This window comes from Yersinia nurmii (assembly GCF_001112925.1).
Taxonomy (GTDB): domain Bacteria; phylum Pseudomonadota; class Gammaproteobacteria; order Enterobacterales; family Enterobacteriaceae; genus Yersinia; species Yersinia nurmii.
Window position 1 is genome coordinate 1 of sequence record NZ_CPYD01000019.1, and the last position, 14,496, is coordinate 14,496.

The following is a 14,496-nucleotide window of genomic DNA, read 5'->3' on the forward strand; positions in this document are numbered from 1 at the left end:
GCGCCCGAACGGAGGCCTCCTGCGATAGCGGGGGGCTTTTTGCGTTTAAGGGGGCGGGGAAACCCAGGGTATGTCGGGCTTTGAAGGTTTGTATGGCGATTTTCATTCCCATCAGTTCCGGCTTATCACGTAAATTGTGCCTTTGTTTACATGATTAAGCAGTGAATTCGCAGAGGTTTCACGCAGAACCAGTGACTTACCTAGCTTATATTGAATTAAAAAGCGATGTAACCAACTAGCAAGGTCGGTTTTATCGAAAATTAATCCCCATTAACGGGTATTTTTCGGACGTAAAATCAGCAAATAGACCAGATCGTAGAACTGAAATTGGGCGAAAAGCATCCATTTTTCAGCTCTGCCTATTAGGCTATTAGTGAAATAAATATATTTTTCATCCTCTGATGTAAACAAGTTACAACCTGAGTATTCCGATCGGTTAGACTAGATACAGTTTAGTTAGAGTGAGTATTGCAAGCTATGTTGACCCCTGCCGCGCCCCTGAAAAACCTTAATACCTTTGCTCTTTCCGCATATGCAACCCATGTGGTGAGCATAGAGTCTGTTTCTGCGCTAACCGTTGCCTGGAATGAAGCTAAAGCGTCAAATCAGCCCGTGTTGCTATTAGGGGAAGGAAGTAACGTACTGTTTATTGAAAACTTCTCCGGTACGGTGCTGTTGAATAGGATTAAGGGAATTCAATGCAGAGAAGATGATACTGCATGGTATATGCACGTTGGCGCGGGTGAAAACTGGCATCAGCTTGTGTGCTATTCATTGCAGCAGCAAATGGTAGGGTTAGAAAATCTGGCGTTAATTCCGGGATGCGTTGGCTCTGCACCGATTCAAAATATTGGTGCTTACGGTGTCGAGTTACAAAAAGTCTGTGAATACGTCGATTTGCTCGATTTGAATACTGGCGAAGTTCGACGCCTTTTGGCTGAAGACTGTGCTTTTGGCTATAGAGACAGCATTTTCAAGCATCGCTATGGTGAAGGCTTTGCCATTGTTGCTGTTGGCATCAAGCTGAATAAAGACTGGAAGCCTACCCTAGGTTACGGTGATTTAACCCGTTTAAATCCGTCGACGGTTACTGCTCGCGAGATTTTTGACTCGGTATGCGCAATGCGGCGGAGTAAACTGCCAGATCCGAATGTAACGGGTAATGCAGGTAGTTTCTTCAAAAATCCTATAGTCAGCGCAGAAAAGGCCGCGGAAATACTCCGAACCTATCCTAATGCTCCACATTATCCTCAGGCTGATAATTCGGTAAAACTTGCTGCCGGTTGGTTGATTGACCAATGTGCATTGAAAGGACACCGAATTGGTGGTGCTGCGGTGCATCAGCAGCAGGCTCTGGTTTTAATCAATCTAGATGATGCATCAAGTCAGGATATCGTCGATCTCGCTAGCCATGTACGTCAGCAGGTTGCGCTTAAATTTGCCGTTTGGCTCGAACCTGAAGTGCGTTTTATTGCGGCTTCGGGCGAAGTTAATGCCGTGGAGAGCTTGTCGTGAAAGATATTACCGTTCCTTTAAGACTGATTGGCATGTTAGCTGACGGCGCATTCCATTCGGGTGAGCAACTGGGTGAGACTCTGGGCATGAGCCGCGCCGCAATTAATAAACATGTTCAAACCATCCGTGAATGGGGTCTGGATGTATTTACCGTTCCGGGGAAAGGTTACAGCTTGCCTGCGCCTATTCAGTTACTGAATGCAGACGCGATAGCGACATATTTACCAGAAGGGAAAGTGAGTGTCTTGCCGGTTGTTGATTCGACAAACCAATATCTTCTGGACCGAATTAATGAACTCCAGTCAGGCGATGCCTGTGTGGCTGAATATCAGCAGGCTGGAAGAGGGCGGCGTGGGCGTCATTGGGTTTCACCATTTGGGGCTAACCTTTATCTCTCCATGTTTTGGCGCCTAGAGCAGGGACCCGCAGCTGCAATGGGGTTAAGTCTGGTGGTCGGCATTGTGATGGCCGAAGTGTTGAGAAAGCTTGGTGCGGCGGATGTGAAGGTCAAATGGCCAAACGACTTATACCTAAGCGATAAAAAGTTAGCCGGTATATTGGTTGAGTTAACAGGAAAAACCGGGGACGCTGCCCAGTTAGTTATTGGCGCTGGGATTAATTTATCGATGCGAGACTCATCGAATAACGTGATTAACCAGGATTGGATTAATTTACAAGAAGCCGGTGTGTCTATTGATCGTAATAAACTAACCGCTGAGTTATTGAGTGAATTACGCCGCGCAGTTATTAAGTTCGAAAATGAAGGCTTAGGGGCATTTATTTCCCGTTGGCGAGAGCTAGATAATTATTTAGACCGGCCAGTTAAATTGATTATTGGCAACCAAGAGATATTCGGCATTGCCAGAGGAATCGATCAGCAAGGTGGTTTATTGCTAGAACAAGATGGTGATGTGAAGCCTTATATCGGTGGGGAAATATCCCTTCGTGGCGTTAATTCATGATGAATAGGGAGGCTTAGCCTCCCTATTTAATTTATTTTCTTAACCGGACGTTTTCTACAGCATGGTTCGCGCTTTTAGTCATTATCAAACTGGCGCGTTCACGCGTTGGTAATATATTTTGTTTTAAATTCAGTCCATTAATCTCTTTCCAAAGTTGAGTGGCAATCTTAATGGCCTCTGTTTCAGGCAATTGCGCATAATTATGGAAGTAAGAGTTAGGGTTAGAAAATGCACCTTGCCGGAATTTAAGAAACCGATTGATATACCAGTTTTGCAATAATTCCTCTGGTGCATCGACATATATTGAGAAATCGACGAAGTCAGAAACAAATACATGATGAGGGTCGTGTGGATAATCCATGCCGCTCTGCAGCACATTCAGACCTTCTAAAATAAGAATGTCAGGTTGCTTAATGGTTTTATTTCCATCAGGAACGACATCATAAATCAGATGAGAATAAACAGGAGCAGTAACCTCACTGGCTCCAGACTTAACCTCGGAAACGAATTTCACCAAATTATGCATATCATAAGATTGCGGGAAACCTTTCTTCTTCATTAACCCGCGTTCATTTAATACTTTATTTGGATGAAGGAAACCATCAGTGGTAATCAGTTCAACGCTGCGATGCTCTGGCCAACGGCTTAGCAATGCCTGCAACAGACGCGCCGTTGTGCTTTTGCCGACGGCAACGCTACCAGCGATACCAATAATATAAGGAATACGTTGCCCATCGGTTCCTAGGAACTGCTCTAATACCGCCTGACGGCGCAAATTAGAACTGATATAGAAATTGAGGAGACGGGACAAGGGTAGGTAGATCTGTGCCACTTCTTCCAATGAGAGGTCTTCGTTTATCCCTTTAAGATTAACGATTTCTTCTTCTGTCAGTGTCAAAGGCACTGAGTCGCGCAGGGCCGCCCACTGTGTGCGATCGAACTGTAGGTAAGGCGTCGCTAAAGATTGCTCTCTTTTTGTCATAAGCCAAATTCTGCCTGTAAACGCAGGTTGGGAAAGGCGCTGGACGCCAACTCCAGATAAGAAACAAGCTGCATATTATAGGCAGCTTGGTTTTTGGCGTAGAGTTTTTTGTACGTGGCGCGCGATTTCTTTGACGTATGTTGGTATTCCGATCAATTAAGACTGTTTATGACACCGTGGATATTTTTACTCCACTGTGATGTGCAATTTAACCGACAATTGAACTATATGACTGATTTACTGCAAATAGGCGTTTGTAATAAATCGACGTTGGGTGGTAGCTACCGTTTGGTGTACAGGCATAGTCAGGGATTTCACCTATGCAACGGTATCCCTGCGCTCTATAAAATGATTCAGCAGATGAACCTGTTTGCGTATCCAGATAAAGTAAACCTCGGTGAAGCTGGTACGCCGTTTCTTCAACCTCATGCATCAATTTTTGTCCAATGCCCATTCGGCGACAGCGGCTGTGTACCAAAAGCTTCTGCACTTCTGCTCGATTAAGACCGTTGGCTTTCTGGCATAAACTCAGTTGGATTGTGCCAACAACGCCTGATTTATCGCGTGCAATCCACAGCATTAACTCTCTGGCGGCAATGGCAGGACGCAAACTATGAAAATACTGTTCTGCTTCTTCAGCTGGCAAACGTTGAGAGCTATAACCAATAGATGCGCCATGGGTGACAGCATCAATCAATAGAAGTGCCAATTCATTGCGGTAAATGGGCAGAGTCGCTGCGTTTAACAAAACAATTTTCATTGGGTATACCTCGTTGACAATAAGCATTGGACGATAAACAGAAAAAACCAATAAATTGATGCTGATAAAGCAAGAACTACGCCAATGTGAACTTACTGCTGCTTATGGGTATTTATCTTAATCTGATATTTTGTATGCACTTGAATGAGGCCGCGTGACACAAATTGGTGCGAATGCTCCGTTGTGATCTGTTTTTAAAATCGGTAATTCGAGGGTGACAAGCTAAGCCATTGCGAATAATATTTGAACGCTCATCGCCGGATAATACGTCGCATCGCGCAAATCTGTTTATTTTATGAGCGATAGAGCGAGTTAAGCGATTTTTTTGTTGCATCGCAGGTCTGGTCTACCTAGAATGCGCTGCACTTGATGCCGGCATAGCTCAGTTGGTAGAGCAACTGACTTGTAATCAGTAGGTCCCGAGTTCGACTCTTGGTGCCGGCACCATTCAAGTACTTACAATTAGGTGGGGTTCCCGAGCGGCCAAAGGGAGCAGACTGTAAATCTGCCGTCATCGACTTCGAAGGTTCGAATCCTTCCCCCACCACCATATTCAACTTTATATGCCAAGGTGATTCAGGAAACTGAAAACCGGCCTGGCAAGTAAAGGGAAGGTGAGAACCTTCCAAGAGTGAAGAGGCCACGCCCTTCCTTTTAGATTCTGCAGATAAGTCAGGTAGCCGAGTTCCAGGATGCGGGCATCGTATAATGGCTATTACCTCAGCCTTCCAAGCTGATGATGCGGGTTCGATTCCCGCTGCCCGCTCCAAGATGTGCTGATATAGCTCAGTTGGTAGAGCGCACCCTTGGTAAGGGTGAGGTCGGCAGTTCGAATCTGCCTATCAGCACCACTTCTTCTTTCTCTCGCTCCCTTGATCTTCTTTCTGCGTTATGGATTCAGCAAGCATTTTGCTTGGTTGATGTGGTGAAACCACCGATTCCGTGTCTTAGAGGGACAATCGATGTCTAAAGAAAAGTTTGAACGTACAAAACCGCACGTAAACGTGGGTACTATCGGCCACGTTGACCACGGTAAAACTACCCTGACTGCTGCAATCACCAGCGTACTGGCCAAAACCTACGGCGGTAATGCCCGTGCGTTTGACCAGATCGATAACGCGCCAGAAGAAAAGGCGCGTGGCATCACCATCAATACTTCTCACGTTGAATATGACACCCCATCTCGCCATTATGCGCACGTTGACTGCCCAGGCCATGCTGACTATGTGAAAAACATGATCACCGGTGCTGCTCAGATGGACGGTGCGATTCTGGTTGTTGCTGCGACCGATGGCCCAATGCCACAAACTCGCGAGCACATCCTGCTGGGTCGTCAGGTTGGCGTTCCTTACATTCTCGTCTTCCTGAACAAATGTGACATGGTTGACGATGAAGAGCTGCTGGAATTGGTTGAAATGGAAGTGCGTGAGCTTCTGTCTCAATACGATTTCCCAGGCGATGACACTCCGGTTATTCGTGGTTCCGCGCTGAAAGCGTTGGAAGGCGAACCAGAGTGGGAAGCCAAAATTATTGAACTGGCTGAAGCACTGGACAGCTACATTCCACAGCCTGAGCGTGCAATTGATAAGCCGTTCCTGCTGCCAATTGAAGATGTGTTCTCTATCTCTGGCCGCGGTACCGTTGTTACTGGTCGTGTAGAGCGCGGTATCGTCAGAGTGGGTGAAGAAGTCGAGATCGTTGGTATCATCGATACCATCAAAACCACTTGTACCGGCGTTGAAATGTTCCGCAAGCTGCTGGACGAAGGCCGTGCCGGTGAAAACGTTGGCGTTCTGCTGCGTGGTACTAAACGTGATGACGTACAGCGTGGGCAGGTTCTGGCTAAGCCAGGTTCTATCAAGCCACACACCAAGTTTGAATCAGAAGTTTATATTCTGAGCAAAGATGAAGGTGGGCGTCATACGCCATTCTTCAAAGGTTACCGTCCTCAGTTCTACTTCCGTACTACTGACGTGACCGGTACCATTGAACTGCCAGAAGGCGTTGAAATGGTAATGCCAGGTGATAACATTCAAATGATTGTAAACCTGATTGCGCCAATCGCTATGGACGACGGCCTGCGTTTCGCAATCCGTGAAGGTGGTCGTACTGTAGGTGCCGGCGTTGTCGCTAAAGTTATTGAATAAGATTTGACGCGACATGCGGTAAAAGGGCATCATTTGATGCCCTTTTTCTACGTTGTGACACCAGAACCTATCTCATCAGTGGTTTTAGACTCATAATTATTGGTGAGATGGGCTCTGTCAGTACGGCGGATAGTGCTGAATGGTGCCGGAAATCTAGAGCATCTTTCGGTTTGGTTTGCTTCGCTACGCGAGGCAAAGTTGTTTGTTCTGAATCATAGTGACAGGTTGGTTTATGAGTGCGAATACCGAGGCTCAAGGGAGCGGGCGCGGCCTGGAAGCGGTTAAATGGCTAGTTGTTGCCGTATTATTGGTTGCGGCAATTGTTGGCAATTATTATTACCGAGATTTCAGTCTTCCACTGCGCGCGCTGGCAGTTGTTGTAATTATCGCTGTTGCCGGTGCTGTTGCGCTGATGACGGTTAAAGGCAAAGCCACAGTAGCGTTTGCTCGCGAAGCACGCACGGAAGTGCGTAAAGTGATTTGGCCTACTCGCCAGGAAACGCTACACACCACGTTAATCGTTGCCGCGGTTACTGCCGTGATGTCACTGATTTTGTGGGGACTGGATGGTATCCTGGTCCGCTTAGTATCGTTTATTACTGGCCTGAGGTTCTAAGATGTCTGAAGCACCAAAAAAGCGTTGGTACGTCGTTCAGGCGTTTTCCGGTTTTGAAGGCCGCGTAGCTCAATCGCTGCGTGAGCATATCAAATTACAGGACATGGAAGAGCTGTTCGGCGAAGTCATGGTTCCGACGGAAGAAGTCGTGGAAATTCGTGGTGGGCTGCGTCGTAAGAGTGAACGCAAGTTCTTCCCAGGCTACGTTCTGGTCCAGATGGTCATGAATGACGCAAGCTGGCACTTAGTGCGTAGCGTACCGCGTGTGATGGGCTTTATCGGTGGTACTTCCGATCGCCCAGCGCCGATCAGTGACAAAGAAGTTGATGCGATCATGAATCGTCTTCAACAAGTGGGTGATAAACCACGTCCTAAAACACTGTTCGAACCAGGTGAACTGGTACGCGTTAGCGATGGTCCGTTCGCTGACTTCAACGGCGTTGTTGAAGAAGTGGACTACGAAAAGAGCCGCTTGAAAGTGTCTGTTTCCATATTTGGTCGTGCAACACCGGTCGAACTGGACTTCAGCCAAGTCGAGAAAGGCTGATTCATTTTTCACCACTGGTTGAACTTTGAGTCTTGTATCAGGCGCGAAATTACACTATAATTTCGCGCCTTTTGTTTTTAGATGTCTTGCTCAGTCTTCCGACTTTGCGAGGCAAAACACGGGGAGCCTCACAACGAGGCGATACTACCCAAATCGAGGAAATCGTAAATGGCTAAGAAAGTACAAGCCTATGTCAAGCTGCAAGTAGCAGCTGGTATGGCGAACCCAAGTCCTCCAGTTGGCCCAGCATTGGGTCAGCAGGGTGTTAACATCATGGAATTCTGTAAAGCGTTCAATGCTAAGACTGAAAGCGTTGAGAAAGGCCTGCCGATCCCTGTTGTTATTACTGTTTATTCTGATCGCTCTTTCACTTTCGTTACTAAAACCCCGCCAGCAGCAGTTCTGCTGAAAAAAGCGGCAGGTATTAAGTCTGGTTCTGGCAAGCCGAACAAAGACAAAGTAGGTAAAGTGACCGTTGCTCAGGTCCGTGAAATCGCAGAAACCAAAGCTGCGGATATGACTGGTGCTGACGTAGACGCTATGATGCGTTCTATCGAAGGTACTGCTCGTTCCATGGGCCTGGTAGTGGAGGGTTAATAAATGGCTAAGCTGACCAAGCGCATGCGCGTGATCCGTGACAAAGTTGATGTTACTAAGCAATACGATATCAACGAAGCTGTTGCCCTGCTGAAAGAGCTGGCTACTGCTAAATTCGTAGAAAGCGTTGACGTTGCCGTTAACCTCGGTATCGACGCTCGTAAATCTGATCAAAACGTCCGTGGCGCAACTGTATTGCCACACGGTACCGGCCGTTCTGTTCGCGTAGCTGTATTTGCTCAAGGCGCAAACGCCGAAGCAGCAAAAGAAGCTGGCGCTGAACTGGTAGGTATGGACGACCTGGCTGATCAAATCAAGAAAGGCGAAATGAACTTCGACGTTGTAATCGCATCTCCAGATGCAATGCGCGTTGTTGGTCAATTGGGCCAAATCTTGGGCCCACGTGGCCTGATGCCAAACCCGAAAGTGGGTACCGTTACTCCTAACGTTGCTGAAGCAGTTAAGAATGCTAAAGCAGGTCAGGTTCGTTATCGCAACGACAAAAACGGTATTATCCACACTACCATCGGTAAAGTTGACTTTGACGCTGACAAGCTGAAAGAAAACTTGGAATCCCTGGTAGTTGCGCTGAAGAAGGCTAAGCCTGCTACAGCGAAAGGCGTTTACATCAAGAAAATCAGCCTGTCCACCACCATGGGCGCCGGCGTTGCTATTGATCAAAGCGGCCTGACTGCAGTAGTGAACTAATCACTATTTGCTTTTATCGCTTTACGTGGGCGTTAGGTTTGTCTAGAATCTTACGCCCATGGTTCTATTGACTACGGTTTAACCGTACCATGTGAACAACAGAATTTTTCGGTTGGAGCTTGGCCTATCCAAGCCTCCGTCCAAGACCGCAGGTGTTCTGCAAAGGACTTAATTTCCTGCGTAGACGGTGACAGAGCCTAAAGAAATTTTTTCTTTTTTATTAAAGAATTGTCTTTGCTGGATTCTGCTCACCGTGTTTCAACGCCCGTTAATGACATTTTTGTCGTAATTGGGTGATGTGAGTTCCGGGGAATTATTCTCCGGTTAATCCAGGAGCAAGAACTAATGGCACTAAATCTTCAAGGCAAACAAGCGATTGTTGCTGAAGTTAAAGAAGTAGCCAAAGGTGCGCTGTCTGCGGTTGTTGCGGATTCCCGTGGCGTAACCGTTGATAAAATGACTGAACTGCGTAAAGCAGGTCGTGAAGCTGGCGTTCACATGCAAGTTGTTCGTAACACCTTGCTGTCACGCGCAGTTGAAGGTACTCCATTCGAGTGCCTGAAAGACACGTTTGTTGGTCCAACCTTGATTGCATTTTCTAGCGAACACCCGGGCGCAGCTGCTCGTCTGTTCAAAGATTTCGCGAAAGCGAATGCAAAATTCGAGGTTAAAGCAGCAGCCTTTGAAGGCGAGTTAATCCCTGCGGCTCAAATCGACCGCTTGGCAACTCTGCCGACCTACGAAGAAGCAATCGCACGTCTGATGGGAACCATGAAAGAAGCCGCTGCTGGCAAATTGGTTCGCACTTTGGCTGCGCTGCGTGATCAGAAAGAAGCTGAAGCGGCTTAATCGCCCTCTGTTTTTTCCGACACTGCTTTTTAACGTATAAACTATTTCTGTATTTTAGGAACAATTGTTATGTCAACTATCACTAAAGAACAAATTATCGAAGGCGTTGCAGCTCTGTCTGTAATGGAAATCGTTGAACTGATCTCCGCTATGGAAGAGAAATTCGGCGTTTCAGCTGCTGCTGTTGCTGCAGGTCCTGCTGCTGCTGCTGAAGCTGTAGAAGAGAAAACTGAATTCGACGTTATCTTGTCTGCATTCGGCGACAACAAAGTTGCAGTAATCAAAGCTGTTCGCGGCGCAACTGGCCTGGGCTTGAAAGAAGCTAAAGACCTGGTTGAATCTGCACCAGCAGCTCTGAAAGAAGGCGTGAGCAAAGACGACGCTGAAGCACTGAAAAAAGCTCTTGAAGAAGCCGGTGCTTCTGTTGAGATCAAGTAAGTATAGCTTTCAGTTTGCAGCCTAACTTTATAGGCTGATGGCTGGTGACTTTTAGTCACCAGCCTTTTTGCGCTGTAGGGCGTCAGTGGAGTTTCACACTGTTTAGATACTGACTAACCCCAATATTTCTTTCTATCGACGACTTAATATACTGCGTTCTCAGCTACGACCCACTCGGGTAGCTCGGTAGTCAAGGTAACGCGATGAAATGGTTTAAGAGTGATAGAACGAAGTATTACGGAAAGTGTTTCGACTTTCCGATCGAGAAAATAGTGTTGAATGAACTGTCCTTTAGGACGGACAGAGTGGGTCACTGATCAGCGAGCTGAGGAACCCTATGGTTTACTCCTATACCGAGAAAAAACGTATTCGTAAGGATTTTGGTAAACGTCCACAAGTTTTGGACATACCTTATCTCCTTTCTATCCAACTTGACTCGTTCCAGAAATTTATCGAGCAAGATCCAGAAGGACAGCACGGCCTAGAAGCGGCATTCCGTTCTGTTTTTCCAATCCAGAGCTACAGTGGCAATTCGGAGCTGCAATACGTTAGCTACCGTCTTGGTGAGCCAGTGTTTGACGTCAAAGAGTGCCAGATCCGTGGCGTGACGTATTCAGCACCGCTGCGCGTTAAGCTGCGTCTGGTTATCTATGAGCGGGAAGCTCCTGAAGGTACGGTTAAAGACATCAAGGAACAAGAAGTCTACATGGGTGAAATTCCACTCATGACCGAGAATGGTACCTTTGTGATTAACGGTACTGAGAGGGTTATCGTATCTCAGCTTCACCGTAGTCCTGGCGTATTCTTTGACAGTGATAAGGGTAAAACCCATTCATCGGGTAAAGTGTTATATAACGCACGTATTATCCCTTATCGCGGTTCATGGTTGGATTTCGAGTTTGACCCGAAAGACAACCTCTTTGTGCGTATTGACCGTCGCCGTAAATTACCTGCGACCATCATTCTACGTGCATTGAACTTTACCACTGAACAGATCCTTGACCTGTTCTTTGATAAAGTTGTGTTCGAAATTCGTGATAACAAGCTGCAGATGGAGCTGGTTCCAGAGCGTCTGCGCGGTGAAACAGCTTCCTTTGATATCGAAGCTAATGGCAAGGTTTACGTCGAGAAAGCTCGCCGTATTACCGCTCGTCATATCCGTCAGCTTGAAAAAGACGGCGTGGATCGCATCGAAGTTCCGGTTGAATACATTGCCGGTAAAGTGGTTGCTAAAGACTACATCGATGAGAACACCGGCGAGCTGATCTGTGCAGCCAACATGGAGCTGTCACTGGATCTGCTGGCGAAACTGAGCCAAGCCGGTCACAAACGCATTGAAACTCTGTTCACCAATGACCTGGATCACGGTGCTTATATCTCCGAGACCCTGCGCGTTGACCCAACCAGCGATCGCTTGAGCGCTCTGGTTGAGATCTATCGCATGATGCGTCCTGGTGAGCCACCAACTCGCGAAGCAGCTGAAAATCTGTTTGAGAACCTGTTCTTCTCTGAAGACCGCTACGATCTGTCTGCGGTAGGCCGGATGAAGTTCAACCGTTCACTGCTGCGTGACGAGATCGAAGGTTCCGGTATCCTGAGCAAAGAAGACATCACTGAAGTGATGAAGAAGCTCATTGATATCCGTAACGGTAAAGGCGAAGTGGATGATATCGACCACTTAGGCAACCGTCGTATTCGTTCCGTTGGTGAAATGGCTGAAAACCAGTTCCGTGTAGGCCTGGTTCGCGTTGAGCGTGCTGTTAAAGAGCGGTTGTCTCTGGGCGACCTCGACACGCTGATGCCTCAGGACATGATCAACGCCAAGCCTATTTCGGCGGCGGTGAAAGAGTTCTTCGGTTCCAGCCAGCTGTCCCAATTTATGGACCAGAACAACCCGTTGTCTGAAATCACGCATAAGCGTCGTATTTCTGCATTGGGCCCGGGCGGTTTGACCCGTGAGCGTGCTGGCTTTGAAGTTCGAGACGTTCATCCGACTCACTACGGTCGTGTATGTCCAATCGAAACGCCAGAAGGTCCAAACATCGGTCTGATCAACTCTTTGTCCGTGTACGCACAGACCAATGAGTATGGTTTCTTGGAAACTCCGTATCGTCGCGTGCGTGATGGTGTGGTGACTGATGAAATCAACTATCTGTCTGCTATTGAAGAAGGCAACTTCGTTATCGCTCAGGCGAACTCCAACCTGGACGAAGACGGCCGCTTCATCGAAGACTTAGTCACTTGTCGTAGCAAAGGCGAATCCAGCCTGTTTAGCCGCGATCAGGTTGACTACATGGACGTTTCCACTCAACAGGTGGTGTCCGTTGGTGCTTCTCTGATTCCATTCCTAGAACACGATGACGCCAACCGTGCCTTGATGGGTGCGAACATGCAACGTCAGGCGGTTCCTACTCTGCGTGCTGATAAGCCGCTGGTTGGTACCGGTATGGAACGTGCAGTAGCGGTTGACTCCGGGGTAACCTCCGTAGCCAAACGTGGCGGTACCGTTCAGTACGTAGATGCATCCCGTATCGTCATTAAAGTTAACGAAGACGAGATGTACCCAGGCGAAGCAGGTATTGATATTTACAACCTGACTAAGTACACCCGTTCTAACCAGAACACCTGCATCAACCAGATGCCGTGTGTGAATCTGGGTGAGCCAATCGAGCGCGGCGACGTGCTGGCAGATGGTCCATCAACAGACTTGGGTGAGCTGGCGCTGGGTCAGAACATGCGCGTAGCCTTCATGCCTTGGAACGGTTACAACTTCGAAGACTCCATCTTGGTCTCCGAGCGTGTAGTTCAAGAAGATCGCTTCACCACTATCCATATTCAGGAATTGGCATGTGTGTCTCGTGACACCAAGCTGGGGCCTGAAGAGATCACTGCCGACATCCCTAACGTGGGTGAAGCTGCGCTCTCCAAACTGGATGAATCCGGTATCGTGTATATCGGTGCTGAAGTCACCGGCGGCGACATTCTGGTTGGTAAGGTAACACCTAAAGGTGAAACCCAGCTGACTCCAGAAGAGAAGCTGTTACGTGCGATCTTCGGTGAGAAAGCGTCTGATGTTAAAGACTCTTCTCTGCGTGTACCAAACGGCGTTTCCGGTACGGTTATCGACGTGCAGGTCTTTACTCGCGATGGCGTAGAAAAAGACAAGCGCGCGTTGGAAATCGAAGAAATGCAGCTGAAGCAGGCTAAGAAAGACCTGACTGAAGAATTGCAGATTCTGGAAGCTGGCCTGTTTGCACGTATCCACGCCGTGCTGGTTTCTGGTGGTATCGAAGCTGACAAGCTGAGCAAACTGCCACGTGACCGCTGGTTGGAACTGGGCCTGACCGACGAAGACAAGCAAAACCAGCTGGAACAGCTGGCAGAGCAATACGACGAAATGAAATCCGAATTCGAGAAGAAGATGGATGCCAAGCGTCGTAAAATCACCCAAGGCGATGATCTGGCACCAGGCGTGCTGAAAATCGTTAAAGTGTATCTGGCCGTTAAACGTCAGATTCAACCGGGTGACAAGATGGCAGGTCGTCACGGTAACAAAGGTGTTATCTCCAAGATCAACCCGATCGAAGATATGCCTTACGATGAAAACGGTACGCCGGTAGACATCGTTCTGAACCCGCTGGGCGTACCATCGCGTATGAACATCGGTCAGATTCTGGAAACCCACTTGGGGATGGCAGCTAAAGGTATCGGCGAGAAAATCAACGCCATGCTGAAGAAGCAGGAAGAAGTTGCCAAACTGCGTGAGTTCATCCAGAAAGCATACGATCTGGGCGACAACGTTTGTCAGAAAGTTGACTTGAACACCTTTACCGATGACGAAGTTATGCGTCTGGCTGAGAACCTGAAAAAAGGTATGCCAATCGCAACGCCAGTCTTCGATGGTGCGAAAGAGACTGAAATCAAGGAACTGTTAAAGCTGGGTGGCCTGCCAACTTCTGGTCAGATTACCTTGTTTGACGGCCGTACCGGTGAGCAGTTCGAGCGCCAGGTTACTGTCGGCTACATGTACATGCTGAAACTGAACCACTTGGTTGATGACAAAATGCATGCGCGTTCTACCGGTTCTTACAGCTTGGTTACTCAGCAGCCGCTGGGTGGTAAAGCTCAGTTCGGTGGTCAGCGCTTCGGTGAGATGGAAGTGTGGGCGTTGGAAGCTTATGGCGCCGCGTACACCTTGCAGGAAATGCTTACCGTCAAGTCCGACGATGTAAACGGCCGTACCAAGATGTATAAAAACATCGTGGATGGCGATCACCGTATGGAACCAGGCATGCCGGAATCCTTCAACGTATTGTTGAAAGAAATCCGCTCGCTGGGCATCAATATCGAGCTGGAAGAAGAGTAAATCTTCTCC

12 protein-coding genes and 4 tRNA genes are annotated in these 14,496 nt (G+C 47.9%); 14 read left to right on the forward strand and 2 right to left on the reverse strand.

Translation table 11 applies throughout. The annotated features are described in order from the left end of the window. Positions 1 to 477: 477 nt before the first annotated feature. Both murB and birA read left to right on the forward strand, forming a co-directional pair. Positions 478 to 1,515, forward strand: coding sequence for a UDP-N-acetylmuramate dehydrogenase (gene murB, locus AD970_RS17660; RefSeq protein ID WP_049602135.1), 1,038 nt, complete (start codon positions 478 to 480; stop codon positions 1,513 to 1,515). Continuing rightward, on the forward strand, positions 1,512 to 2,477 hold the full coding sequence (birA, locus tag AD970_RS17665; protein WP_049602137.1) for a bifunctional biotin--[acetyl-CoA-carboxylase] ligase/biotin operon repressor BirA: 966 nt from the start codon (positions 1,512 to 1,514) through the stop codon (positions 2,475 to 2,477). Before murB ends, birA begins: the two co-directional genes overlap by 4 nt. Before the next feature lie 31 nt (positions 2,478 to 2,508). Here birA and coaA read toward each other — a convergent pair whose 3' ends face one another. Then, on the reverse strand, positions 2,509 to 3,459 hold the full coding sequence (coaA, locus tag AD970_RS17670) for a type I pantothenate kinase (protein ID WP_049602140.1): 951 nt from the start codon (positions 3,457 to 3,459) through the stop codon (positions 2,509 to 2,511). Positions 3,460 to 3,667: 208 nt separating this feature from the next. Continuing rightward, the gene (locus tag AD970_RS17675) at positions 3,668 to 4,219 is read right to left on the reverse strand and encodes a GNAT family N-acetyltransferase (RefSeq protein ID WP_049602142.1); all 552 of its coding nucleotides are present in this window, start codon (positions 4,217 to 4,219) and stop codon (positions 3,668 to 3,670) included. A gap of 371 nt (positions 4,220 to 4,590) precedes the next feature. Here AD970_RS17675 and AD970_RS17680 point away from each other — a divergent pair. The 12 genes from AD970_RS17680 to rpoB all read left to right on the forward strand — a co-directional run bounded on the left by AD970_RS17680 (position 4,591) and on the right by rpoB (position 14,487). Continuing rightward, positions 4,591 to 4,666 (forward strand) — tRNA-Thr (locus AD970_RS17680). A gap of 18 nt (positions 4,667 to 4,684) precedes the next feature. Beyond that, a tRNA-Tyr gene (locus AD970_RS17685) sits at positions 4,685 to 4,769 on the forward strand. Between the two features lie 144 nt (positions 4,770 to 4,913). Beyond that, positions 4,914 to 4,988 (forward strand) — tRNA-Gly (locus tag AD970_RS17690). Positions 4,989 to 4,994: 6 nt separating this feature from the next. After that, positions 4,995 to 5,070 (forward strand) — tRNA-Thr (locus tag AD970_RS17695). Between the two features lie 111 nt (positions 5,071 to 5,181). Then, entirely contained in the window at positions 5,182 to 6,366 is a 1,185-nt protein-coding gene (gene tuf / locus AD970_RS17700; protein ID WP_049602145.1) for an elongation factor Tu, read from the forward strand. A gap of 232 nt (positions 6,367 to 6,598) precedes the next feature. Then, the gene (gene secE / locus AD970_RS17705; RefSeq protein WP_049602148.1) at positions 6,599 to 6,982 is read left to right on the forward strand and encodes a preprotein translocase subunit SecE; all 384 of its coding nucleotides are present in this window, start codon (positions 6,599 to 6,601) and stop codon (positions 6,980 to 6,982) included. Between the two features lies 1 nt (position 6,983). After that, on the forward strand, positions 6,984 to 7,529 hold the full coding sequence (gene nusG, locus AD970_RS17710; protein ID WP_004722260.1) for a transcription termination/antitermination protein NusG: 546 nt from the start codon (positions 6,984 to 6,986) through the stop codon (positions 7,527 to 7,529). Positions 7,530 to 7,697: 168 nt separating this feature from the next. Beyond that, positions 7,698 to 8,126, forward strand: coding sequence for a 50S ribosomal protein L11 (rplK, locus tag AD970_RS17715; protein WP_049602150.1), 429 nt, complete (start codon positions 7,698 to 7,700; stop codon positions 8,124 to 8,126). A 3-nt stretch (positions 8,127 to 8,129) separates the two neighbouring features. Then, positions 8,130 to 8,834: a 50S ribosomal protein L1 gene (gene rplA, locus AD970_RS17720; protein ID WP_049602152.1), complete on the forward strand. Its 705-nt coding sequence runs from the start codon at positions 8,130 to 8,132 to the stop codon at positions 8,832 to 8,834. Positions 8,835 to 9,179: 345 nt separating this feature from the next. After that, positions 9,180 to 9,683, forward strand: a complete 504-nt coding sequence (rplJ, locus tag AD970_RS17725; protein ID WP_049602154.1) for a 50S ribosomal protein L10 — start codon at positions 9,180 to 9,182, stop codon at positions 9,681 to 9,683. A 69-nt stretch (positions 9,684 to 9,752) separates the two neighbouring features. Next, on the forward strand, positions 9,753 to 10,121 hold the full coding sequence (gene rplL / locus AD970_RS17730; RefSeq protein ID WP_049602156.1) for a 50S ribosomal protein L7/L12: 369 nt from the start codon (positions 9,753 to 9,755) through the stop codon (positions 10,119 to 10,121). Between the two features lie 337 nt (positions 10,122 to 10,458). Further along, complete coding sequence (rpoB, locus tag AD970_RS17735; protein ID WP_049602158.1) at positions 10,459 to 14,487, forward strand: DNA-directed RNA polymerase subunit beta; 4,029 nt, start codon at positions 10,459 to 10,461, stop codon at positions 14,485 to 14,487. The last annotated feature ends 9 nt before the right edge of the window (positions 14,488 to 14,496 follow it).